The 24942-nt window shown below is 62.7% G+C and carries 19 protein-coding genes; 17 read left to right on the top strand and 2 right to left on the bottom strand.

All coding sequences use genetic code 11. From position 1 onward, the window contains the following. Positions 1-40: 40 nt before the first annotated feature. The 17 genes from THECO_RS06085 (at position 41) to THECO_RS20460 (ending at position 22586) form a co-directional block, all read left to right on the top strand. On the top strand, positions 41-1339 hold the full coding sequence (locus THECO_RS06085; RefSeq protein ID WP_015254176.1) for a Gfo/Idh/MocA family protein: 1299 nt from the start codon (positions 41-43) through the stop codon (positions 1337-1339). Positions 1340-1448: 109 nt separating this feature from the next. Further along, on the top strand, positions 1449-3194 hold the full coding sequence (locus THECO_RS06090) for a cache domain-containing sensor histidine kinase (protein WP_015254177.1): 1746 nt from the start codon (positions 1449-1451) through the stop codon (positions 3192-3194). Beyond that, a complete protein-coding gene (locus THECO_RS06095) occupies positions 3187-4755 on the top strand; it encodes a response regulator transcription factor (RefSeq protein WP_015254178.1) in 1569 nt (522 codons plus the stop codon). Before THECO_RS06090 ends, THECO_RS06095 begins: the two co-directional genes overlap by 8 nt. Before the next feature lie 189 nt (positions 4756-4944). Then, the gene (locus THECO_RS06100; RefSeq protein ID WP_015254179.1) at positions 4945-6333 is read left to right on the top strand and encodes an ABC transporter substrate-binding protein; all 1389 of its coding nucleotides are present in this window, start codon (positions 4945-4947) and stop codon (positions 6331-6333) included. Positions 6334-6429: 96 nt separating this feature from the next. Further along, positions 6430-7332: a carbohydrate ABC transporter permease gene (locus THECO_RS06105; protein WP_015254180.1), complete on the top strand. Its 903-nt coding sequence runs from the start codon at positions 6430-6432 to the stop codon at positions 7330-7332. Then, entirely contained in the window at positions 7332-8171 is an 840-nt protein-coding gene (locus tag THECO_RS06110) for a carbohydrate ABC transporter permease (protein ID WP_041853826.1), read from the top strand. Before THECO_RS06105 ends, THECO_RS06110 begins: the two co-directional genes overlap by 1 nt. Positions 8172-8187: 16 nt before the next feature. After that, complete coding sequence (locus THECO_RS06115; RefSeq protein ID WP_015254182.1) at positions 8188-9273, top strand: glycoside hydrolase family 88/105 protein; 1086 nt, start codon at positions 8188-8190, stop codon at positions 9271-9273. A gap of 524 nt (positions 9274-9797) precedes the next feature. Continuing rightward, positions 9798-10763, top strand: coding sequence for a transposase (locus tag THECO_RS06120; RefSeq protein WP_015254183.1), 966 nt, complete (start codon positions 9798-9800; stop codon positions 10761-10763). A 567-nt stretch (positions 10764-11330) separates the two neighbouring features. Next, a complete protein-coding gene (locus tag THECO_RS06125; protein WP_015254184.1) occupies positions 11331-13400 on the top strand; it encodes a bifunctional rhamnulose-1-phosphate aldolase/short-chain dehydrogenase in 2070 nt (689 codons plus the stop codon). 52 nt (positions 13401-13452) lie between these two features. Next, positions 13453-13824, top strand: a complete 372-nt coding sequence (locus tag THECO_RS06130; RefSeq protein WP_015254185.1) for a sensory rhodopsin transducer — start codon at positions 13453-13455, stop codon at positions 13822-13824. A 13-nt stretch (positions 13825-13837) separates the two neighbouring features. Beyond that, positions 13838-15100 (top strand): L-rhamnose isomerase, encoded by a 1263-nt coding sequence (rhaA, locus tag THECO_RS06135; protein ID WP_015254186.1) that lies wholly within the window; start codon positions 13838-13840, stop codon positions 15098-15100. A gap of 15 nt (positions 15101-15115) precedes the next feature. After that, positions 15116-16600, top strand: coding sequence for a rhamnulokinase (locus THECO_RS06140; protein WP_015254187.1), 1485 nt, complete (start codon positions 15116-15118; stop codon positions 16598-16600). 26 nt (positions 16601-16626) lie between these two features. Continuing rightward, positions 16627-17400 (top strand): DeoR/GlpR family DNA-binding transcription regulator, encoded by a 774-nt coding sequence (locus THECO_RS06145; RefSeq protein ID WP_041854230.1) that lies wholly within the window; start codon positions 16627-16629, stop codon positions 17398-17400. A 16-nt stretch (positions 17401-17416) separates the two neighbouring features. After that, positions 17417-18145, top strand: coding sequence for a (Fe-S)-binding protein (locus tag THECO_RS06150; RefSeq protein ID WP_015254189.1), 729 nt, complete (start codon positions 17417-17419; stop codon positions 18143-18145). Beyond that, the gene (locus THECO_RS21620) at positions 18142-20448 is read left to right on the top strand and encodes a LutB/LldF family L-lactate oxidation iron-sulfur protein (RefSeq protein WP_015254190.1); all 2307 of its coding nucleotides are present in this window, start codon (positions 18142-18144) and stop codon (positions 20446-20448) included. Before THECO_RS06150 ends, THECO_RS21620 begins: the two co-directional genes overlap by 4 nt. A 211-nt stretch (positions 20449-20659) precedes the next feature. After that, positions 20660-21826, top strand: a complete 1167-nt coding sequence (locus tag THECO_RS06160) for an apiosidase-like domain-containing protein (protein WP_157373535.1) — start codon at positions 20660-20662, stop codon at positions 21824-21826. 40 nt (positions 21827-21866) lie between these two features. Beyond that, the gene (locus THECO_RS20460) at positions 21867-22586 is read left to right on the top strand and encodes a YhcN/YlaJ family sporulation lipoprotein (protein ID WP_015254192.1); all 720 of its coding nucleotides are present in this window, start codon (positions 21867-21869) and stop codon (positions 22584-22586) included. Between the two features lie 46 nt (positions 22587-22632). Here the strand turns inward: THECO_RS20460 and THECO_RS06170 are convergent, their stop codons facing one another. Next, positions 22633-24186, bottom strand: coding sequence for an FAD-dependent oxidoreductase (locus THECO_RS06170; RefSeq protein ID WP_015254193.1), 1554 nt, complete (start codon positions 24184-24186; stop codon positions 22633-22635). A gap of 72 nt (positions 24187-24258) precedes the next feature. Beyond that, a complete protein-coding gene (locus THECO_RS06175; protein ID WP_015254194.1) occupies positions 24259-24732 on the bottom strand; it encodes a hypothetical protein in 474 nt (157 codons plus the stop codon). Positions 24733-24942: the final 210 nt, after the last annotated feature.

Here is a 24942-nt window from a genome sequence, read left to right on the forward strand (position 1 = left end):
ACAAATCCAAATTCAACATCCCCCCGGAGGTGCCTGATCCATGAAGAAATATGCCATCTGCGGCGTAAGCAACCGGGCCATGGGCATGTTCCTGAAGCCGATGCTGACGACGTTCCGCGGCAACCACAAACCGGTCGCGCTGCTCGACAGCGACCCGCTGCGCCATCGGGTGTGCAAGCAGCTCTACCCTGAATGTGCCGATCTGTCCGAATACGGGCCGGACGATTTCGACCGGATGGTGGAAGAGACGAAGCCGGACGTCGTCATCGTCGCGAGCCGCGACGACACGCATGCGGGCTATATCCTGAAGGCGCTGGAGCACGGCCTCGATGTCTTCACCGAGAAGCCGATGGCGACGACGGCGGAAGACTGCCGGCGCATCCTCGAAGCGGAGAAGGCGAGCAAAGGCAAGGTCACCGTCACGTTCAACTACCGCTACAACCCGATCCATACGCGGATCAAGGAAATGATTCTGGAAGGCAAAATCGGCCGCGTCGTCTCGGTCGACCTGAACTGGTATATCGACACCTATCATGGCGCGAGTTATTTCAAACGTTGGAACCGGATGCGGGAGTTTTCCGGCGGGTTGTCGATCCACAAAAGCTCGCACCATTTCGACCTGGTGAACTGGTGGACGGGGCAGCGGCCGGTCGAAGTGTTCGCCTACGGCGCGCTCAACTTCTTCGGCCCCGAGGGCGAGCTCAACCCGAGCCGCAGGGACGGGCGGCACTGCACGACCTGCGACGAGCGCTCCGTGTGCGCCTACTACCGCCGCTGGGCGACGCGGACGGACGATGTGAGCGCGAAGGACGACCACATCGGCGCCCTGCCGCTCGCGGGCAAATATACGGGATACAGTCCGGACATGTGCATCTACGATTCCGAAATCAAGATCGAAGACACGTACGCGGTGACCGTGCGCTACGACGGCGGCGCGATGCTCAGCTATTCCGTGCTGTTCTCGGCGCCGTTTGAGGGCTACCGGCTGGCGATCAACGGGACGAAGGGCCGAATCGAGACGCAGGAATACCACGAGCTGTCCCGCATTCCGTTTCCCGTGCCGGAGCAGACGATCGACTATTTCCCGATGTTCGGCTCGAAGGAGACGATCCACGTCGTGCGGCGCCCGGGCGGGCACGGCGGCGGCGACCCGGCGCTGATCGAAGACCTGTTCCTCGGTCCCGATCCGACGCGCGACTACCCGATGCTCTCGGGCAGCGCCGACGGCGCGTACGCCGTCGCCACGGGCGAAGCGGTCTGGCGTTCGGTCAAGGAAGGCCGTCCGCTGCGCATCGCCGAACTGCTCGGCATCATGCCCGAGCCGCAGCCTCAACGGTAACGGCCTCCATTTTCTTCCGTTGAAAGGGTTTTCGGGGAATGGCGTCGAACAGATGTCGAACAGATAAAGCCAACAGACGCCGGGATCCGGCACACCCGGGAGGAGACCGATGCGGCTTCGTTCGCTGTACGACAACCTGCTCATCAAGAACAAAGTGCTGGTCCTCGTTCTTCTGATCACGCTCTTGTCGGCTTCGTCCGGCCTCGTCGCTTTCCATACGGCGGCGACCGCCTATGAGACGAAGCTGTACGAAGAGGCCGCCGAGGTGCTCAATCTCGCCTCGACGACCATCGACAACGAGCTGAAGAAGATCGAGGACCTTTCGTTCTCCATCATGACCGACAGCACCATCCAGGAACATCTGCGCAAGGTGAAGGCCCAGGAACCCGGCTACGAGCTGTATCAACGGCGGGCGGATCTGTTGGACCGGCTCGTCGTGCTCGCCCAGGAGCAGCCCTACATCGCCTCGATCCGGCTCGTCGACGCGACCGGCGTCGAGCTGATCGCCGGCTACATTCCGCGGCAGAAGGAAGAAGCGTCGGAGCTTGCGGCGCACGCCGAGCTGGCGGCCGGCGGGAACCGGTGGCTGCCGGGCGCGCCGGGCGACGACCTTCTGACGAGCGTGCGGTTCATCCGGAACAAGGAGAACCTGCAGCTCGACCACCTGGGCCTGCTCGTCATCTACGTCAACATGCGGACGCTCGTCGACCGCTTCCTCGATCTGTCGGACAACCGGCTCTACTTCGTGTTCAAGGACGGCGAGCTGCTGCATGCCATCGAAGGCGGCCGCGTGCTGGAGGACGCGGAGCAGCGGTTTGCCGGGATGAAGGGCTATGAGATTTTTGCATTCGACGGCCGCAAGCGGTTTACCGCTTACTACCGTTCGCGGGACGGCGAGTTTCTGCACGTCAACATGATCGACTTCGACCGGATTGCCCGCAAGACGGCGGCCATCCGCAGCGGCATGATCGTGTTCTACGCCGCCATAAGCGTGCTTTTCCTCATCATCGCGAGCCGTGCGGCGCGCGGCATCACCCGTCCGCTCGAACGGCTGATCGAGAAGATGAAGCAGGTGCCGAAGGGCGGATTCGAGCTGCCGGTGTCGGCGGAGGACCGGCACCTGTCCCGCGACGAAACGGGCGAAATCCACCGCCATTTCCGCATCATGATCGAGAAAATCAACGAGCTGATCTCCGAAAATTACGAGAAACAGCTCCTCATCCGCGAGACGGAATACCGCGCGCTCCAGGCCCAGATCAACCCGCATTTCCTGTACAACACCCTCGACACGGTCGCCTGGATGGCGCGCATCAACAAGCAGCGCGGCATCTCGCTGCTCGTCGAGTCGCTCGGACGTCTGCTCCGCGCCATCATCAGCAAGCGGGAGGCGCTCGTCAAGCTGTCCGACGAACTCGAAATCACATCGCACTACGTCACGATCCAGAAGTTCCGGTTCGGCGACCGTCTGGAGTTTCTGATGACCTGCGACGACGCTTTGCAGCATGCGCTCATCCCGAAGCTGACGATCCAGCCGCTCGTCGAAAACGCCGTCGTGCACGCGCTCGAGGAGACGGACAGCGTCTGCACGATCGAAGTCGACATCAGCGAGACCGCATCCGGCATGGAGATCCGGGTGACCGACGACGGCCCGGGCATCGACGAGGAAGTCGTCGCCGCGGTCAAGGCGGGCACCATGAAGCCGAAAGGTTCCGGCATCGGCCTTGCCAACATCGAGGAGCGGTTGAAGCTTCTGTTCGGCGACAACGCGGACCTCATCGTGCAGCGGCGTCCGGAAGGCGGCACGGCCGTGACGATCCGGATGCCGGTCAGACGGAAGGAGGAGAACGATGTATAGCGTGCTGCTCGTGGACGACGAGCGGATCATTCTCGAAGGGCTGGCCGTCGTCGTCGAATGGGAGCGTCACGGCACGGCGCTCGCCGGCAAGGCGAAGAACGGCGCCGAAGCGCTGGAGATGATCCGCGAGATCCGGCCCGACATCGTCATCACCGATTTGAAAATGCCGAACATGAACGGCCTGGAGCTGATCGCCGCCGTCCGGGAAGCGTATCCCGACATCGTGTTCGTCATCCTGTCCGGATACGACGAATTCGAATACGCGCAGCGGGCGATGCAGTACGGCGTGCGGCACTATCTGCTGAAGCCTTGCGGCGAGCAGGAAATCATGGACACGCTCGACCGGGTCGTGGCGGAGCTGCGCGCCGCCGAAGAGCGCAAGCGGTACACGCAGGGCATCCGCGCCCAGTTCGAGAAGATGAAGCCGCAGCTCAGGCAGCAGCTGCTGAAAGAATTTCTGACGAACAAGACGTACGGCATGAAGGAATGGGAGAGCTGCCGGTCAATCTTCGGCCTTCCCGCGGAAGGCGCGCGGGTCAGGCTCATCCTGTTCGAGCCGGACGCGGCGTCCGCGCCGGAGTATGAGCAGCTCTTCGCGCTGCAGAACATCTCGTCTGAACTGATCGGCGAATGCGCGCCGGTTCATCTCGACGCCGCGATCGGCGACCGCGTCGCCGTCCTGTGCGATGCCGCGCCGCTCGAGCGGCTGATGCCGGTGATCGGCAACGTGCAGCGCGTCTACCAGGCGTACTACGGCATCGAGACGACCGCCGCCGTCAGCGACGAAGCGGACGTCGGCAGTCTCCGGCGGCTGTACAAGGAGACGCTCGAAAGCCTGTCCGGCCGCTTCTATCTCGGCGGCGGCAGCATCATTACGCGCGCGGACACGCCGCAGCCGGCGAACATGCTCGATCTGCCCGACGCCGAGGAACTTGCGCGGGCCGTGCGGAGCGGCAGCGCGGCCGAGGCCGAATCGCTCCTGTCGGACTGTTTCCGGCGGCTGAAGGACATGCGCCTGGACGTGCAGGTCGCGAAGACGTATCTGGCCGAACTGTACATGGTGCTCATCCGCCAGGCGCCGCAGGACCGGCTGTCCGGCTATTTTGAGCGGGCGGTGTCGTTCCTCGCCTCCGAGACGCTCGGGCAGATGGAGCGGTTCGTCCTGGACATCGCGCGCGAGATCGCTTCTTCCTATTACGACGCCAACCTGCAGCACCGGAGCGAGCTCGTCCGCCGCATGATCGCCTGCATCCAGGAGCGGCTCGGCGACGAGACGCTGACGCTCGGGAGACTCGCGAGCGAAGTGTTCTTCATGAACGCGGACTATCTCGGCCGGCTGTTCCGCAAGGAGACGGGCGAGCGGTTCTCCAACTATCTGCTCGCCGCGCGCATCGAACGCGCGAAGCGGCTCATCGCCGAGTCCGGTCAAAGCAGCCTGCGGATCGGCGCGATCGCCGAGGCGGTCGGCTTCGGCAACAATCCGCAATATTTCAGCCAGGTGTTCAAGAAGCATACGGGCCTCACGCCCACGGAGTTCAAGCGAAAGACGTCGGAACATTGAACGGCTCCGGTCGGAAAAATGAACCCGCTTGGGCGCACACGCCGAATGGTTTCGCTGCTTTGCCGCAGTACGGAGGTTCATTTCCCGGAATATTGAACAACGAAGACCGGAACCTTTCGTATCGCCGCCGCAGCGGATCGTTTTTAATGAGAATTGAAAACACTTTCAAGTCAGGGGGAACGTACGGCGATGAAGCGGAGAAGAATGTTCACCGTGCTGCTCGCGCTCATGCTGGCGCTGGCGGCGGTGCTGTCCGCCTGCGGCGGCAAATCGGACAACGGCGGCACGAATGCGGCGAATTCGAACACCGCCGGCCGGTCGGAAAACGGCGGCGGATCGAACGCCGGTTCCGGATCGGAGGGCAGCGGCGGAGGCGATGCTCCGAAACCGGTCACGCTCAAAGTGCTGTGGTGGGGCGGCCAGACGCGGCACGACAACACGCTCAAGATCATTGAGCTGTATCAGCAGCAGAACCCGCATGTCACGATCGAACCGGAGTTCACCGGCTTCGACGGCTATTGGGAGAAGCTTTCCGCCATGGTCGCGGGCAATAACACGCCGGACGTGCTGCAGATGAACTTCGGTGAATATTTGACCCAATATGCGAAGAATGACGTGCTCGCCGACCTGAATCCGTTCGTCGAGAGCGGCATCATCGACACGAGCAAGCTCGATGCGGGCATCATGGAATCCGGCGTTGTCGACGGCAAGCTGCTCGGCATTCCGCTCGGCATGAACGCGCTGACGGTCATCTACGATCCCGAGCTGATCAAGCAGGCGGGCGCGCAGGAACCCGCGCTCGGCTGGACGTGGGATGACTTCAAGGCGATCGCCCGGACGGTGCACCAAAATCTCGGCATCTACGGCTCGCCGACGCTCGAAGCGAACAATATCCTTGAATATTACGCCCGTCAGAACGACCAGAAGTTCTTCAGCGACGACGGCACCGGCGTCGGCTTCGACGATCAAATTTTCATCGATTACTTCAACATGCAGGTGGAGTTGATCAAGGAAGGCGTCATGCCGTCGCTGGACGTCATGCAGCAGCACTCCGCGCTGGAAGACCAGCTGATCGTGCATGGCAAGGCGCCGTTTGACGTCCGCTGGTCCAACCAGGTGGTCGCCCTGGCGAAGGCGGCGAACCGTCCGCTCAAGCTGACGGTGCTGCCCGGCCCGAACACGGAGAAGGGGCTGTTCCTGAAGCCGGCGATGTTCTTCTCGGTGGCGAAGGATTCGAAGAACGCCGAAGAAGCGGCGAAGTTCATCAACTTCTTCGTCAACTCGCTCGAAGTCGAGGAAATCCAGAAAGGCGAACGCGGCGTGCCGATCAACGCGGAGATCCGCGAAGCGATCTCGAAGCAGCTCGACGAGGTGCAGAAAAACATGTTTGATTACATTGATCTGGCGGCGGCCAACAGCAGCCCGATCGATACGAACTATCCGGTGGGATCCGCGGAAGTGCTGAACCTGCTCGGCACCGATATCGAGGACCGGATTCTGTTCGCCGAAATGTCGCCTGAAGACGGCGCGGCGAAATTCCGCGAACAGACGGCGGACATTCTGGCCCGCAAGCGGTAGAATCTGCGGCCGGTTCGGAGGCGGCGCGGGAAGCTGCGCCGCCGATGGGCCGGCTTTCTTCAACGCGGACATTACGGGGAAAGGGCGGATGCAAAATTGGCAACGCGCAAAGCGGGCGGTTATCGCAACTTGACGGGGTACGCGTTCATCTCGCCGTTCCTCATCGGGTTCTTCGGACTGACCGTCATCCCGGTCGCGATGACGCTGTACCTGTCGTTCACCGACTATAACATGCTCCGGCCGCCGGAGTGGATCGGGCTGGAGCATTACGAGCGGATGTTCACGAAGGACGAGAAGTTCTGGCACTCGCTGCGCGTCACGTTCTTCTATACGTTCACGGCCGTGCCGCTCCGGCTCATCGTCGCGCTCGCGATTGCCATGCTGGTCGCGAAGATCGTCCGGGGCGCCGGGTTCTACCGGACGGTGCTGTACCTGCCTTCGATCATCGGCGGCAGCGTCGCCGTCGCCGTCATGTGGCGCCAGCTCTTCGGCCTCGAAGGCGCGATCAACACGATCCTGAAGTGGCTTGGACTGTCCGGGGTCTCCTGGCTCGGCGATCCGAAATATGCGATCTGGACGCTCATTCTGCTGTACGGCTGGCAGTTCGGTTCGTCGATGCTCATTTTTCTCGCCGGACTCAAAAACATCCCGAACGACTACTACGAGGCGGCGAGCGTGGACGGGGCGGGGAGCGTCACGATGTTCTTCCGCATCACGCTGCCGCTGCTCACGCCGGTCATTCTGTTCAATGTCGTCATCCAGCTCATCAACGGCTTTCTGGCGTTCACGCCGGCATATGTCATCTTCGGCGACGGCCGGCCGCTCGGCGCAACGCTCATGTACGTGCTCTACCTGTTCCAGAATGCGTTCACATTCTTCGATATGGGTTACGCGTCCGGCATGGCGTGGGTGCTGCTTGTGATCGTGGGTCTGCTGACGGCGCTTATTTTCAAAAGTTCGGAGTATTGGGTGCACTATGAATCGAAGGGGGACCGCTGATGATGAGACTTCGGCGCATTCCCGTCATATCGCACGCCATCCTGCTCGCGCTGACCGTCTCCATGCTGTACCCGGTCGCCTGGATGGTCGCGAGTTCCTTCAAGGAAAGCTCGTCCGTGTTCGTGGACGCCGCTTCCCTCATTCCGAACCAGTGGAACTTCGACAACTACATCAACGGATGGAAAGGCGTCGCCGGCGTCACGTTCACGACGTTCTTCAAGAACACGTTCCTGGTCGTCGGCATCTCGACGATCGGCAGCGTCCTGTCGTCGGCGGTCATCGCGTTCGGCTTCTCCCGCATCCGTTTCCGCGGGCGCAACCTGTGGTTCGTCTGCATGATGCTGACGATGCTGCTCCCGTACGAGATCGTCATGGTGCCGCAGTACATTTTGTTCAACCAGTTCGGGTGGATCAACACGTATCTGCCGCTGATCATTCCGACGTTCTTCGGCACGCCGTTCTTCGTCTTCCTGATGATGCAGTTCATCCGTTCGATTCCGTACGATCTGGACGAGGCGGCGGAGATCGACGGCTGCAACAAGTTCACGACGTTCGTGCGCATCATTCTGCCGCTCATCCTGCCGGCGATGATGACATGCGTCATCTTCTCGTTCTATTGGCGTTGGGACGATTTTCTCGCGCCGCTGCTCTACCTGAACAAGGTGTCGCTCTATACGGTGTCGCTTGCGATCAAAATGTTCTCCGACCCCGACAACGTGACGGACTGGGGGGCGCTGTTCGCGATGTCGACGCTGAGTCTCATCCCGGTGTGCGCCGCGTTTTTCGCGTTCCAGCGGTACATCGTGGAAGGCATTCATACGAGCGGGCTGAAGGGCTGAAAGGGGGAGGTTGCGCATGAGCATGACACCGGGTGCACCGATCGACTGGGCGAAGGCGGCGTGCGATGCCGTCATGGCCGCGTACACGCCGGAGGAGCTGCCCCCCGCCGGCAAATGGCATTACCACCAGGGCGTCTTTCTGACGGGCGCCGTGCAGGTGTGGGAGCGGACGGGAGATGTGCGGTATTTTGATTATACGAAGCGGTACGTTGACCATCTGGTTGACGAACTGGGCAACGTGGTGGTCGCCAAAGGGGAACTGGACGCCATTCAAGCCGGCCTTCTCCTCTTTACGCTCGAGGATGCGACCGGAGATTCGCGTTATCGCGAGGCGGCGCGCAAGCTGCGCGCATTGTTCAACACGTTCAACCGGACGCGCGAAGGCGGCTTCTGGCATAAAGACCATTATCCGTACCAGATGTGGCTGGACGGACTGTACATGGGCGGCGTGTTCGCGGCGCGGTATGCCGCAAGGTACGGGGAGCCGGAGCTCGTGGACATGGCGCTCCATCAGGAGCGGCTGATGCGCCGGGGCACGCTGCGCCCGGACGGGCTGCTCGTCCATGCCTGGGACGAGAGCCGGCGCGCGCCGTGGGCCGATCCGGCGACCGGGATGGCGCCGGAAGTGTGGGGCCGGGCGCTCGGCTGGTACGGCGTCGCGCTGGCGGAGATCCGCGCGGAGCTGCCGGAGGGCCATCCGGCGCGGGAGGATCTCGCGGCGAAGCTCGGCGCGCTGGCGGAAGCGTTGGTGCATTACCAGGATGCCGGGAGCGGCCTGTGGCATCAAGTCGTCGACAAGGGCGATCGGCCGGACAACTGGCTCGAACTGTCGTGCAGCAGCCTGTACGTGTATTCGATCGCGGAGGCCGTCCGCGCCGGCGCGGCGGACCCGGCGCTGCTCGAGGCCGCCCGGCGAGGATTCGCCGGAATCACGGCACGGGTCGAATGGGATGCAGAGGGGCGGCTCGTCCTGCCGGACATCTGCATCGGCACCGGCGTCGGCGACTACGCCCACTACATCGCGCGCCCGGTAAGCCGGAACGACCTGCACGGCGTCGGCACGTTCGTCTGGGCGTGCATGGCGATGGATCGGGTTGACTGACATGGCATGCCGGCCGGTGCGCTGATTACAAGCGCACCGGTCCGTTGTTGGTGGGGGCGGTTTTCCATACGGCTGCCGTTGGTCAGTTCATATTCCCTTCGCGCATGTCGGCACGGTTTCGGTCAACCGCCATTTTAGAACGTATTTTCCTATACCTTTCGCTGCCTTTTCGTCCATATCCCCTTCGCTCAAATCGCTTTAACCGTCCCTTTCTGCCGCATTTTGACCATATCCCCTTTGTTCAACTTGTCTCTAATCCATCATCCAGCCGCATTTTAACCATATCCCGCTCGCTCAGCGGAATGGGCTGCAACTGCCCCCTGGTGCCCCATATCCCTTTCAATCAGCAGCCTTGACCGCCTTTCGGTACCGCCAAACCCTCCCCTCAACCGCTCTGGCGAACTTCTCAAACAGGGGAATCACGTCAATTAAATTCCATGGATGTATCAACCATTTTTTCATTGAAATAAGAACATTTGTTCGATAAAATAAAGACAACCCGGAAAAACGGAGGGGGAGCGGACATGTTTTCGAACGAGACAGCTCTTCGTTTCCTTCAATATTCGGAACAGAAATGCGCCGATCTCCTGATGCAAGCGCGCTGGCCCGGCGGTTTCCGGTGCCCGGGATGCGGCAGCACGGCACATTATCGCATATCCGGACGTCGGCTCCCGCTGTTCGCCTGCGCATCTTGCCGCCGTCAATGCTCGCTCATTTCCGGCACCGTCATGGAGAGAAGCCGCGTCCCCCTGCGAAAATGGTTCACCGCCATCGCGCTCATCTCTTCCCGGCCGATAAGCGCCGCCGCGCTTGCCGACCAGATCCGCGTGACCTACAAGACGGCTTGGCTCATGCTGCACAAGCTGCGCAGCGCCATGTCCCGCCACGAAGAGCTTGACCGACTGACCGGGCTCGTCCGGCTTCAACTCGGCAACGCCGGTCCCCGACCCTTGCCGTGGGTGAGGAACCTCAGCGATCGCGAACATCCTTTCGTGATCGGCGGCAGCATGGAAGGCGGCCCCGATGGACATGTGCTGGGGATCAAGCTGATGCAGGACACAGGCGGGGACACCTACCAATGGAAGATCACACCCCAAGGCGCGCTCCGCTTTATCGATAAACATGTGGACCGAAGCCGGTCCGCAGTCGATTTGCGCACCGACACACTGGGACGGACACGCGTTTTTTCTCTGTGGAAAATCGCCATGGACATCGGTTGCGGCATCAATTCCGTACACCGGGGCGTAGGAGCCAAGTATCGGCAAGCTTATTTGAATGAGTATGCCTATCGCTTCAATCAATCCAGCCGGGGACAGAATGCGGAACGGCACTTGCTGCATTTGGCCGCCGCTTCCGGCGCACCGACCCGAAAACAGTTGAGGGACCGTCCCGTGCCCGGCCGCCCGGACTGGGACACATACCGGAATACGCGCCGGATGATTGCCGAATTGAAGGCGCTTGCCGCCCGATTGCTGCCGCAGGCGTCTTAAATGTCATTTCTCTGGCATAAGGCTTTCCGCGCGATGGACTCTCGATTTTCTGTCAATCGTCTGTACAGTTGCAAGCGCTTTCTTATTACCGAGAGATTAAAGTTGACTGTTCACCGTACTCTTCTCAACCGCCGGCTGAACGCCTTAGTATTTGCCAACCTTCTGTCTACTGTCGGTTGTGCACATAGAATCGCATTTGGTTCAGTGAACATCTTCCGATCATGGTTCAACTCAACGGTTGCTTCACAATAACTGCCATCACGGCCTGGCGATTACTCAACATTTGCCCGGCACGAGCTTCCTGATCTTCTTGCGGTCTTCATGATGTTCCTCTTGCATTCCCTCTTGTTGAGCGACGGGGATATGGACGAAAAGGAACCGGAGAGCACCTTTTTAAAGTCCGCGAACAAGTACCACGGCCCCGCATTTCATCAGCCACGCGCATGGCTATTCCAGTCATCTTTATCCCCAAGAAAACAAAGAAAAATAAATCTATACAAAGATAAACAAAAATGATAGTATGAAATCAGAAGAAAACCAACATCCGTTTCGGAGGGAATGGCAACGATGGTGCAAAACTTGTGGGACCCGTCCGCGGCGTCGCAGCTGAAGGGCGGCCTCGAAGAACTTGTCTATCGCTCGAACCTGCTCGGCCGCGACCGGCGCGTCTGCAACTGGGGCGGCGGCAACACGTCCAGCAAAATGATCGTGAAAGATTTCCGCGGCCGTGACGTCAAAGTCATGTACGTCAAAGGAAGCGGCTCCGACCTCGCGACGATGAAGGCGCACAACTTCACCGGCCTGCGCATGGATGACATCCATCCGCTGTTCGAGCGGGATGACATGTCCGACGAGGAGATGGTCGCGTACCTCGCACACTGCATGATCGACGCGAAACATCCGCGCGCATCGATCGAGACGCTGCTGCACGCATTCCTGCCGTTCAAGCATGTCGACCATACGCATCCGGACGCGATCATCAGCATCTGCTGCGCGGACAACGGCCGGCAGATCGCGGAAGAGATTTTCGGCGACCGGTTCGTCTGGGTGCCGTACATCCGCCCGGGCTTCAAGCTCTCGAAAATGATCGCCGAAGGCGTGCTCGCCAACCCGAAGGCCGAGCTCGTCCTGATGGAGAAGCACGGCCTTGTCACGTGGGGCGAAACGGCGGAGGCGTGCTACGAGCAGACGATCCGCATCATCAACGAGGCGGAGGCGTACATCGAAGCGCGCGTCGACAACGCGAAGTTGTTCGGGGGGCAGAAGCACGCGCCGCTGCCGGCGGAGACGCGCCGCAAGATCGCCGCGGAAGTGATGCCGGCCGTGCGCGGCGCGGTGAGCGGCGACAAGAAGATGATTCTCGCGTTCGACGATGAAGACGATGTGCTCACGTTCGTCGGCGGGGCGGACGCGCCCGAGCTGTCCCAGGTCGGCGCCGCCTGCCCGGACCATCTCGTTCACACGAAAGTTGTGCCGCTCTTCGTCGACTGGACGCCGGACGCGAACGATGTCGAAGGCCTCAAGCAGAAACTGATCGACGGCATCGCCGCCTACAAGGAGCAGTACAAAGCCTACTTCGAGCGCAACAAGAATGAAGGCGACGTCATGTTCGAAGCGGCGCCGCGCGTCATCCTGATTCCGGGCGTCGGCATGATCAACACCGGCAAGAGCAAGGCGATGGCGAACGTCAGCGGCGCGCTCTATCATCGCGCGATCGCCGTCATGCGGGGCGCCGCGGCGCTCGGCAAGTTCGTGTCGCTCAGCGAGAACGAATCGTACAACGTCGAATACTGGCCGCTTGAACTTTACAAGCTGACGCTCGCTCCGCCGGAAGCGGAATTTTCCCGCCAGGTCGCGTTCATCACGGGCGGCGCCGGCGGCATCGGCAGCGAGACGGCGCGGCGGCTGGCGGCGGAAGGCGCGCATGTCGTGCTCGCCGATCTCAACCTCGAGGGCGCGCAGAAGGTGGCCGAGGAGCTTAACGCGAAGTACGGAGAAGGCCGGGCGCTGGCCGTGAAGATGGACGTCACCAAAGAGTCGGAAGTGCAGGCCGCTTACAAGGAAGCCGCGCTCTACTACGGCGGTGTCGACATTCTCGTGAACAACGCGGGACTCGCCACGTCCAGCCCGTTCGAAGAAACGTCGCTCGACGAATGGAACCTGAACATGAACGTGCTCGGCACCGGCTATTTCCTTGTCGCGCGCGAGGCGTTTAAAGTCATGAAGGAGCAGAACACGGGCGGCAGCATGATTTTCGTCGGGTCGAAAAACTCGGTCTACGCCGGCAAAAACGCCACCGCCTACAGCGCGGCCAAGGCGCTTGAAGTCCACCTCGCCCGCTGCATCGCCGCCGAAGGCGGACCGCTTGGCATTCGCGTGAACAGCGTGCTGCCGGACGCGGTGCTGCAGGGCTCCGCGATCTGGAACAGCGCGTGGCGGAACGAGCGGGCGGCCGCGTACGGCATCGAGCCCGACCAGCTTGAAGAGTATTACCGCAAGCGTACGACGCTGCTCGTGAACATCTACCCGCGCGACATCGCCGAAGCGATCGCGTTCTTCGCTTCGTCGAAGGCGGCGAAGACGACGGGGTGCATGCTGACCGTCGACGGCGGCGTGCCGGCGGCGTTCACCCGCTGATCTTTTGTGCATTGGACGAATCAACTTCCAAATTGAAAGGGAGGGCGAATCCATGTACAAAGCTTTCGGCCACACCCACTGGATCATTCCGGACGGCTATATTCCGGAGACGAGCAGCGGCGCGCTGGTCAGCCACGAATCGGTCTGCGTGCTGAACGGATCGTCCGTGGAAGCGCTGCTCAAGTTCACGATCTATTTCGAGGACCGTGATCCGATCGAAGATATCCCGTATGTCGTGCCGGGGCGCCGTACGAAGCACATCCGCACGAGCTCGCTCGTCAAGGACGGCGAGCAGATTCCGGCGGGCGTTCCGTACGCGATCGAGGTCCGCAGCGACATTCCGGTCGTCGTGCAGTACAGCAGGATGGATGCGACACAGGCGGAGAACGCGCTGATGTCGGTCATGGCTTACCCGGTAAAATAAGGAGGAGCGGCGAATGGAACGAAACATCGAGCAAGCATATGAAGCGGCCAGGGCGCTCTACGCGGCGCACGGGATCGATACGGACAAGGCCATCGAGCGCCTTCAGTCGATCAAAATTTCCGTGCACTGCTGGCAGGGCGACGACGTGCAAGGGTTCCTCTTCCGCGGGGGCGAGCTGGGCGGCGGCCTGGCCGTCACCGGCAACTATCCGGGAGCGGCGCGGACGGCGGACGAACTGCGCGCCGACCTCGAGAAGGCGCTGTCGCTCATTCCCGGCAAACACAAGGTGAACCTCCACGCCATTTACGCCGACACCGACGAGAAAGTGGATCTGGATGCGCTTGAGCCGCGGCATTTTCAGAGCTGGGTCGATTGGGCGAAGGATCAGGGGCTCGGCCTCGACTTCAACCCGACGTGCTTCTCCCATCCGAAAGCGTCCGACGGCTTCACGCTGAGCCATCCCGATCCGGCTGTCCGCCGATTCTGGATCGACCACTGCAAGGCTTCGCGCAAGATCGGCGCGTATTTCGGCGAACAACTCGGGCAGACTTGCGTCACGAACGTCTGGATTCCGGACGGGTTCAAGGACGCGCCGGCCGACCGGCTCGCTCCGCGCATCCGGCTGAAGGAAGCGCTGGATGAGGTGTTCGCGGAGAAGATCGATCCCGCGGTTCACCTGGATGCGGTGGAGAGCAAGCTGTTCGGCATCGGTTCCGAGGCATACGTCGTCGGATCGCACGAATTTTACATGGGATACGCCATCCAGAAAGGGACGCTGCTCTGCCTCGACGCGGGCCATTTCCACCCGACCGAGAGCATCGCGGGCAAAATGTCGGCGCTCTCGCTGTTCACCAGCGGCCTGCTGCTCCATGTGAGCCGGCCGATGCGCTGGGACAGCGACCACGTCGTCATCCTCGACGACGAGACGCAGGAGATCGCCCGGGAGCTCGTCCGCTGCGGCCTGCTCGATCGGACGCATATCGGGCTGGATTTCTTCGATGCGAGCATCAACCGCGTGGCCGCCTGGGTCATCGGCACGCGCAGCACGCTGAAAGCGCTGCTCAGGGCGATGCTGGAGCCGGCGGACCGGCTGAAACAGGCCGAGCTCGAAGGCGATTACACGACGCGGCTTGCGCTGACGGAAGAATTCAAGACGTATCCGTTCGGAGCGGTGTGGGACTACTATTGCGCGAAATCGGGCGTGCCCGTGCGCGAGACGTGGCTTGACGAAGTCCGGGCGTACGAGCGGGACGTGCTGGCGAAGCGCAACGGATAAGGAGGCGGATGCGGCATGGCGGTGCTGGCGTTCGATCTCGGCGCCGGAAGCGGCCGGGCGCTGCTCGGCCGGCTGACGGACAGCCGGATCACGGCGGAGGAGATCCACCGCTTTCCGAACGATCCGGTTGCCGTGGGCGGCCGGCTCCACTGGGACATTCTCCGCCTGTACCACGAGATCAAGCAGGGCATGCTGATCGCCGGACGGCGGGGCGAGGACATCCGCGGCATCGGGATCGATTCGTGGGCGGTCGACTACGGCCTGCTTGACGCGAGCGGCGAGCTGCTCGGCAACCCGTACCATTACCGGGACAGCCGGACCGACGGGATGATGGAGCGGCTTTTCGAGAAGGTCGGTGCGGACGAAATATTCGTGCGGACCGGTATCCAGTTCCTTCCATTTAATACGATCTACCAGCTCCTCGCGATGAAGGAAGCGGATCATCCCGCGCTGCGCGAAGCGCGCCGGTTCCTGATGATTCCCGATCTCATCCGGTACTTCCTGACCGGCGAGGCGGCGAACGAGTTCACGAACGCGACGACGACGCAGCTCTACAATCCGGTGAAGGGCGATTGGGATGATCGGCTGCTCGAGGCGATCGGCATTCCGCGGGGCTGGTTCGGTCCCGTGCTCATGCCCGGCGCCGCCGCGGGGGAGCTTCGGGGCAGCGTGCAGTCGGAGCTCGGACTCGGCCCGATCCGCGTCGTCGCGGTTGCCGAGCACGACACCGGCTCGGCGGTGGCGGCCGTGCCGGCGGAGAGCGATTCGTTCGCCTACCTCAGCTGCGGCACCTGGTCGCTGCTCGGCACGGAAGTGCCGCAGCCGGTGCTCACGGAGGAAGCCCGGGAACTCAATTTCACGAACGAAGGCGGCGTCTTCGGCACCTATCGGCTGCTGAAAAACATCATGGGGCTCTGGATTCTCGAGGAATGCCGCCGCACCTGGAAGCGGGAAGGCCGGGAGGTCTCCCATGCCGAGCTGCTTGCGCGGGCCGAGGCGGCGAAACCGTTCGCCGCGCTGATCGATCCCGACGATCCGTCGTTTCTTCCGCCCGGCGGCATGCCGGAGCGGGTGAGGGCGTACGCGACCCGCACGGGCCAGGCGGCGCCGGAGACGGACGGCGCGATCACGCGCTGCGTCCTCGAGAGCCTCGCGCTCAAGTATCGTCACATCCTCGAACAGACCGAGCGGTTGTCCGGCCGGAAGTTCGACAAGCTGCACATGGTCGGCGGCGGCATTCAGAACAAGCTGCTCTGCCAATGGACGGCGAACGCGATCGGCCGCCCCGTCTGGGCGGGTCCGGCTGAGGGAAGCGCGATCGGCAATCTTGCGGTACAATGGATCGCGTCGGGAGATCTCGCGGACATCCGCGAGGCGAGAAAGGTGATCCGGGATTCCTTCCCCGTGACGGTGTACGAGCCCGAACCGGGATCGGCGGCCGCCTGGGAGGAAGCGTACGGACGCTGCGCTGCCCTGTGGGGGAGCGGCGCGGCGGGCTGACGGAATCTACAGGGATGGTGAAGACCATGCTGGCTGCGGAACGGCAGGAATTTATCGTGCGGGTGGTGAACGAGCGCGGCAGCGCGCGCGTCTCCGAACTGGCGGAACTGTGCGGCGTGACGGAGGAGACGATCCGCCGGGATCTCGACCGGCTCGAGGAAGCGGGCCGGCTCCGGCGGTCGCACGGCGGCGCCGTCAGTGTGCGGGATGCGGATCTGTCCGGCGGACCGCAGGAAATTCCGTACTACGAGCGCGAAATCACGCATGCCGAGGAGAAGCGGCGGATCGCGGAGGAAGCGGTGAAGCATATTCGTCCGGGCGAGCGCATCCTGCTGGACGGCAGCTCGACGGCCTGGTACGTGGCGCGCATTCTGCCGGACATGCCGCTGACGGTGCTGACGAACTCGGTCAAGGCGGCGGCGGAACTCGGCAGCAAGGAGCGGATCGAGGTGCTGTCGACGGGCGGCCTGATGTCGCACCGCTCGCTGTCGTTCGTCGGCCCGCTCGCCGAGCGGGCGCTGGACGATTTCCATGTCGAGAAAGCGTTCCTGTCCTGCAAAGGCATCCATCCCGAACGCGGCATCAGCGAATCGACCGGCCTTCAGGCGCAGATCAAGCGGAAGATGGCCGAAATCGCGGACCATGTGATTCTGCTCGCGGACGCCAGCAAATTCGGCGTGCAGGCTTTCGCGCGGGCGCTCGATCTGGGCGCCGTGAATACGATCATTACGGACCGCGGGCTCGACGAGGCGACGGCCGAATCGTACCGCGCGCTCGGCATCGAGGTCATTGCCGTATAGCCGGGAGGTGCGTTTATTGAAAATCTCACTGTTCATTACGTGTATCTGTGACGCCATGTTCCCGGGCGTCGGCGAGGCGATGGTCCGGCTGCTGGAGCGGCAGGGGGTGCGGGTCGAATTTCCGGAAGGCCAGACGTGCTGCGGCCAGCCGGCGTTCAACTCGGGCTACTGGGCGGATGCCCGCGCGGCGGCCGGCAACATGCTGGACGCATTTGAAGACAGCGACTTCGTCATCGCGCCGTCGGGTTCATGCGTTTATATGTTCCACCATTACCGGGAGCTGTTCAAGGACGATCCGAAGCGCCTGGAGCAGGCGGAGCGGCTCGCGGCGAAGACGTACGAATTTACGCAGTTTCTCGTCCAGGTGCTCGGCGTGCGCGATGTCGGGGCTTATTTTCCGCACAAGGTGACGTACCATCCGTCCTGCCACGGCAGCCGGCTGCTCGGCGTGAAGGACGAGCCGCTTGAGCTGCTCTCCGCGGTGCGGGGCCTCACGTTCGTGCCGCTGCCGATGGCCGAGGACTGCTGCGGTTTCGGCGGCACCTTCGCCGTGAAGATGGCGGACATCTCCGGCGCGATGGTCGCCGAGAAAGCGGAGCATGTCACGGAGACGGAAGCGGAAGTGCTGACCGGTCTCGACATGGGGTGCCTGATGAACATCGGCGGGCGCCTCCGCCGCCAGGGAGCGAACGTCCGCGTCATGCATCTGGCGGAATTGCTCGCCGAGGGGGTGGAGCGCGCATGAGCCTGGATTCCCATGGTACGGTGAAGGAAAGGGCGGAAGCGGCGCTGGAGGATGATTTTCTCCGCCAGGCCGTCCGCTTTACGACGGAGCGGCTGCGCGCGGGCCGGCAGCAGGCGGCCGGGGAGCACGGCAACTGGGAAGCATGGCGCGAGCGCGGCCGGCAGATCCGGCTGCATACGATCGCGCATCTGGACTATTATCTGAATCTGTTCGCGGAGAACGCAAGGGCGAACGGCGCGCAGGTGCATTTTGCCCGGACGGCGGATGAGGCGGTGCGCATCGTGCAGACCATCGCGCGCCGCGTTCAGGCGAAGACCGTCGTCAAGTCGAAGTCGATGGTGACCGAGGAACTGCACTTAAACCAGGCGCTGAGGGAGATGGGCGTCAAGGCGATCGAGACGGACCTCGGCGAATACATCATCCAGCTCGCGGGAGAGGCGCCGTCGCACATCATCATTCCGGCCATCCACAAGAACAAGGCGCAGATCGCGGAAGTGCTGTCGGAAGAAGCGGGAGAGAAATTGCCGCCCGACACGAAGGTGCTGGCGGGATTTGCGCGCAAGCGGCTGCGGGAAGAGTTTCTCGGAGCGGATATCGGCATGACCGGCTGCAATTTCGCGGTGGCCGAGACGGGCTCGATCTGCATTTTCGAGAATGAAGGGAACGCGCGGATGGTGTCGACCGTGCCGAAGGTGCAGATCACGTTGATGGGGATGGAACGGATCGTGCCGTCCTGGGCGGATCTCGAGGTGATGGCGACGCTGCTGCCGCGCTCGGCGACCGGCCAGAAGCTGACCGTCTACCTGTCCGGCATCAGCGGCCCGCGGCGGCCGGGGGACGGCGACGGGCCGGAGGAACTGCACATCGTCATTGTCGACAACGGCCGGTCGAACCAGCTTGGCGATCCGGAGTTCCAGGAGCTCTTGAACTGCATCCGCTGCGGCGCCTGCCTCAATGTGTGCCCGGTCTATCGGCACATCGGCGGCCACGCCTACGGCAGCACGTACAGCGGGCCGATCGGCGCGGTGCTGACGCCGGCGCTTAAGAAGAATGTCGCGGAATGGGACGACATCGCGAACGCTTCCAGTCTGTGCGGCGCATGCTGGGAAGCCTGCCCGGTGAAAATTCCGCTGCACGACATGCTCGTCTACCTGCGGCGGCGCAAGGCGGAAAGCCCGCACCGCAGCGCGGGCGAGGCGGCGGCGATGAAGGCATACGGCCTCACGATGGCGAAGCCGGGGCGGCTCTCCGCCGCACTGAAGCTGGCGCGGTTCGGCCAGCGGTTCGCCGGGAAAGGCGGCGAGATCCGCGCGCGGATCGGTCCGCTGGACGGGTGGATCAAGCATCGGGCGCTGCCGATGCTGCCGCAAGAGTCGTTCCGCGACCGGTGGAAGAAGCTGAATACGGGTGGTGCGAAGCCGCTTGACCCGGCCGTGGAGGAGCGGCTGCGCGCGGTCATGGCGGAGCGCGCGGGGGGCGGTCACGCGGCCGGAGGCGCGGCGCACGGTCATGCGGCGTCCGGTCAGGCCGCGCAGACCGGGGCGCAGACGCAGGCGCAGGCGCAGGCTCCGGCGCGGGTTCAGGCTCAGGCGGCTTCGCCGGAGCAGGTGCCGATGCCGGACGACCAGCGCGCCATGCTCGGGCATATCGCGGCGAAGCTGGGCCATCCGCCGCGGACGGCGCCGGCGGGCCGGGCGCTTCGCGGCGCGCCGGATTTCTGGCACGCGTTCGCGCTGCCGCCGGAGGAGCGCCGCGAGCGGTTCGCCGCCAATTTCCGGGCGGCCGGCGGCCATGTCGCCAGCGTGCCCGACCTGCACGCGGCATCGCGCTACATTGCGGAGCGGGCGGCAGAGCGTGGCGCATCCAGCCTGCTCCTGCAGGATGCGCCCGAACTCGCCGGCCTGGCGCTGGACAGCGCGATGCCGGACGCGTGCTTAAGCGTCTGGAACCGCGATCCGGCCACGGATTGGATCGCGGAGGCCGCCGGCGCGGACGCGGGCGTTGTGCTCGCCGACTGCGCCGCGGCGTACACGGGCACCGTCGCGCTCCTCTCCTCCAAGGAGCGCGGCCGGGCCGTCAGCCTGCTGCCGCCCGTGCTGTTCATCGTGCTGCCGGCTGACCGGATCCGCACGCGGCTGGGCGAAATTTTCGCCGAGTTCGACGAGGGCGGACGGAGCGCTATGCCGGCGGGCGTTCATCTTGTCTCCGGCCCGAGCCGCTCGGCCGACATCGAGAACGATCTGACGATCGGCGTGCACGGGCCGGGCGATGTCCATGTGATCATCGTCGGTTCATCCGAATAATCGGATGTTTCTGAGAAATGTGAACAAAATCTTATCATTGTCATCTGGACAATATCCTTCCATAGCGGTAAGGTGGCGTTAGGTTCGGAATGCGGCATTCGGCCGCATTTCCGGTCTCCGCTGCGGGAGGATTTGCGCCGCGCGCGACTCCCTGTGCGCGGCTTTCCGCTTTAAGGTGTTTGAACACTTGAATTGCCGGGGGTGCACGGAGATGGTGATGCAAAGGCTTCGGATCGGCAACGGCGGAAGGCATTTGGCATTGGAGGACGGACGGCCTTTTTTCTGGCTGGGGGATACGGCGTGGGAGCTGTTCCACCGGCTCACGATCGAGGACGCCGAACATTATTTGCGCACGCGGTCCGGACAGCAGTTCACGGTTATTCAGGCCGTTGTGCTGGCAGAATTCGAAGGCGTGACGACCGCAAATGCTTACGGAAGGCTGCCGCTCAAGACCGGTGCGAACGGATTGCCCGATCCGGGACAGCCCGACACGGACGGTCCGAATTCCTATTGGGACCATGTCGATGCGATCATCCGGCTGGCGGAATCGCTTGACCTGTACATTGCGCTCTTGCCGACCTGGGGAGACAAGTTCAATAAAGCCTGGGGGAAAGGGCCGGAGATTTTCACGCCGGACAATGCATGGCGCTACGGCCGCTGGCTGGGCGAGCGGTACCGGGATGCTCCGAACATCGTCTGGGTGCTCGGCGGCGACTCGTCTTCGCGGCAGCTGCATGACGAGCCGTGGCTCGATTTCAACATGATCCAGTCCGGCCACGGCGAAGCGATAATCTCGAGTGATGCCCGCGTGCTGGTGGATTACGGGCGGGAGCCGGTGAAGCCGGTGCTGGACGCCGAGCCTTGCTATGAGGACCATCCGATCGGGTTCAAGGCGGCGAACGGCTATTTCGACGCCGCCGATGTGCGCAAGGCCGCCTATTACGCGCTGCTGTCGGGCGCCTGCGGCCACACGTACGGCCATCATTCCGTCTGGGCGATGGCGGACGGTCCGATGGCCGGTGCGGGTTCGCACGGCAATCCGGGCAACTATATTGTGATGAGCTGGCGGGACGCGCTCCGGCGGCCGGGCGCGGAGCAGATGCGCTGGCTGCGCGCGTTCGGCGAACGGTATGCGCCGGCGGGGTTCACACCGGACGCCGATGTGCTCGCCGGCAATTTTGAGGGGTATAACCGACAGGTTGCGGCGAGGGGCGACGGATGCTCCGTCGTCTACACGCCGTCGGGACCATATGTGGATGTCGCGGCTGATCTGAAAGGCCTGAACGCGGCCGGAGCGAGGATTGGGTGCTCATCGTACCGGAAGGTTGATGCGGGTTGCTCTCTCCCGAATAGGATTCGATGCCGCGGCGAACGCTAACGGCGATGGCATCGAATGCTTCGAAGGGGAGGTTCGCGGCATGAAGCGAAGGGCAGCGGCAATCGCCGTGCTGGCCGTCGGCGCCTTGATGTTCGCCGGCTGCGCGGAGACGCAGGGCGATGTCGGCAATCGCAACATCAAGGAGAAAAGAATCCTCAAGGACGGCAACGGCAATCTCGTCATCGACCGGCGATTCGCGAACGACCAGCTGAACGAGCAGAACCGGGTGTACGGCCGCCGGCTCAACAGCAACAATCTGATCGGAAACCATCAGAACTACCGGATGGAAGCGAGCCAGGACATCGCCGAGCGAATCCGGAAAGCGGAAGGATTGAGTGACGTCTATGTCATCCTGACAGACCGCAACGCCTACGTCGCCGTCAACAAACGGATCGACGCCGGCGACCGGCTGCAGCGCGGAGCCGCGGGCGCTGACGGACTGCCCAGTTCGCGGACGGGATCGCGCGCCGGGCTGAACAGCAAATCGGCCGGCGGAACAACCGGCGGCAAGGATAAGTCCGGCGGCACCCTGGAGGAGCGGATCGCCCGACATGTGAAGGAGATGGCGCCGATGATTGAGCGCGTCTATGTGTCCGAGGAGCCGGACTTCGTCAGCCGGATGAGCGAGTACATCCAGACGGCGCGCCGCGGCGAGCCGATCCAGGGATTCATCGCCCAGTTCAACGCAATGGTGGAGCGGCTGTTTCCCGCGGAGTCGGGCATCCGCATCAGCAGAAGCAACTCCGGCATCTACGATTGATGCGAACGGCCGGTCAGGGTCGACCTGACCGGCCGTTCGCATGCCGCTACTTCTCTGACGATGCCGGCTGCGGCTCCAGCCGCGCCAGCGCTTTCATGGCCGGCCCTTCCACGACATTGCCCTTGTAGTCGAACCTTGAGCCGTGGCACGGGCAGTCCCATGTCCGCTCGCCGGGGTTCCATTTCACCTCGCAGCCCATGTGGGTGCAGGTCGTGTCCACAAGATGCAGCTCGCCCTGCGGGTCCCGGTAGGCGCCCGCGCGCTTGCCGTTCAGCTCGACGACGGCGCCTTCGTCCGGCACCAGCGATTCCGGCGTCCGTCCGGGCTTCTCCAGCTTGCCGGCAATGAGCGAGCCCGCGACCCGCGCGTTCGAGCCGACAATTACGCGCAGATCCGGATCGGCATGAAAACGCGACGGCGTGAACAGCTCCGCATACCGGTTGTCGCGTCCGAGCGCCAGATCCGCGATCAGCATGGCGGCGGCGGTGCCCCCGGTCATGCCCCATTTGCGGTAGCCGGTCGCGACGAGGATGTTCGGCTTGGCCTTGTCCGGCGGGCCGACGTACGGCACCTTGTCGGTCGTGATGATGTCCTGCGCGGACCAGCGGTACGCGACCGATTCGGCGCCGAACAGCCGCTCGCCGAATTCGGCCAGCGCGGCGTAGCGCCGCTCCGCATCCTCCGCCGCGCCGGATCGGTGGTTCTCGCCGCCGATCAGCACGAGCGGCCCCTCCGGACTGCCCGCCCGGCGCAGGGAGCGGCGCGGCTCGTCGGCGCTGATGTACATCCCGCCGGGATACGGCTGCTTCGGCCGGATTGCGACGACGTACGACCGGTCGATGTGCAGCCGGGCGAACAGCCCGCCGGTCTTGTCGATGAACGGATAGTGGCTGGCCGCCACGACGGCGTTGCAGCGGACCTTACGGCCACCCTCCGTCCGCACGGTCGGGCGGCCGCCGTCCGTGTCGACGCCGGTCGCCGTCGTCTTCTCGTGGATGCGGACGCCGAGCCGCACGGCTTCATCGAGCAGCCGCCGCATGTAGCGCAGCGGGTGGAAGCGCGCCTGCTTCCGCATGACAAGCGCCGCCGCAGCGTCCACGGGCACCGGAATATCCGCGACAAGCTCGCCTTCGATGCCGAGGGCGTCGTAGGCGCGCAGCTCCTGCTCCAGCTTGCCGACCGACCGATTCTCCGTCACATAGACATAGGCATCTTCCTCCGCCCATTCGCAGTCGATGTTCCACTCGCGCACCCGGCCTTCGATGAAGGTCATCGCGTCGCGGTTTGCTGCATAGTACAGCTTCGCCTTCTCTTGGCCGAAATGGGCGATCAGCTCATCGTAGATGAGATGGTGCTGCGCCGTCACTTTGGCCGTCGTATGTCCCGTCGTGCCCCGCAGCACGCGCGACGCCTCGAGCACGATGACGCGCGCGCCTTCCTTCGCCAGCAGCCAGGCGGCCGTCAACCCCGTAATGCCTGCGCCGACGATTACAACATCGGCATCCGTGTCTTCCTGCAGCGGCTGGAATTCCGGCAACGGCTCGGACTCGATCCAGTACGACAGCGTTGTCTCCGGCAGACCGGCATTTCCTCCCGTCATTCCTGCGGCAGCCTCCTTCGCATATCCCCGAGAAAAGGGCATTCGTGCCTGTGCAGGAATAGTTTCTCTTGTTCACGGCGGATTCATACCGACCGGCCGGTCCGCCTGACCTGTACTACAGCTCCATTTCCCGATATTCCGCCTGAACAAAAGCTTCCCCGTCCCAGCGAAAGACTCTCTCCATCCACACCTGCCGAGAATTCTCGTAATGCAAGCACATGAAGACGAGTGATCCCGGATCGGCAGTTCTTCGATCTCGCCGTTCTCTCTCAGCGTGAACAGCCTGTAATCCCATCCATTGCTTGAAGCGTACTGCCCGATGGTGAAATCGATATCCCCGTCGCCGTTGTACTCGTCGAACTCAAGCTGAAAATGCGACAAGAAGATCAACGGTTCATGATAATAACGGCTCAATTCGGTCTTGGCGATTGTATTGCCGATCTCGTCGGCAAGCTCGATGACATAATCTCCCTCCCACACGGTACCGCTCATCGGTCCCGGGTACCAGTCCTCATCATACTTTCCCCGAACCAGCTTCAGTCTCAACAATCAACAACATTCTTCAATTTAAATAAAAACAATTAAACAAAATAAATATTTTTTTCTTCCAAATCCCACATACAGGAGGAGAATCGGTGATTTTGTCGATTTTTTTATCTTATCACGATATTGACATAAACATTTAGTGTGCTAACATATGAATAGTTTAGTGGAATGACATAAAATAATAAACAAATTCCATTAAACAATTTATCT

It is taken from the genome of Thermobacillus composti KWC4, from assembly GCF_000227705.2.
Classification (GTDB): Bacteria; Bacillota; Bacilli; order Paenibacillales; family Paenibacillaceae; genus Thermobacillus; species Thermobacillus xylanilyticus.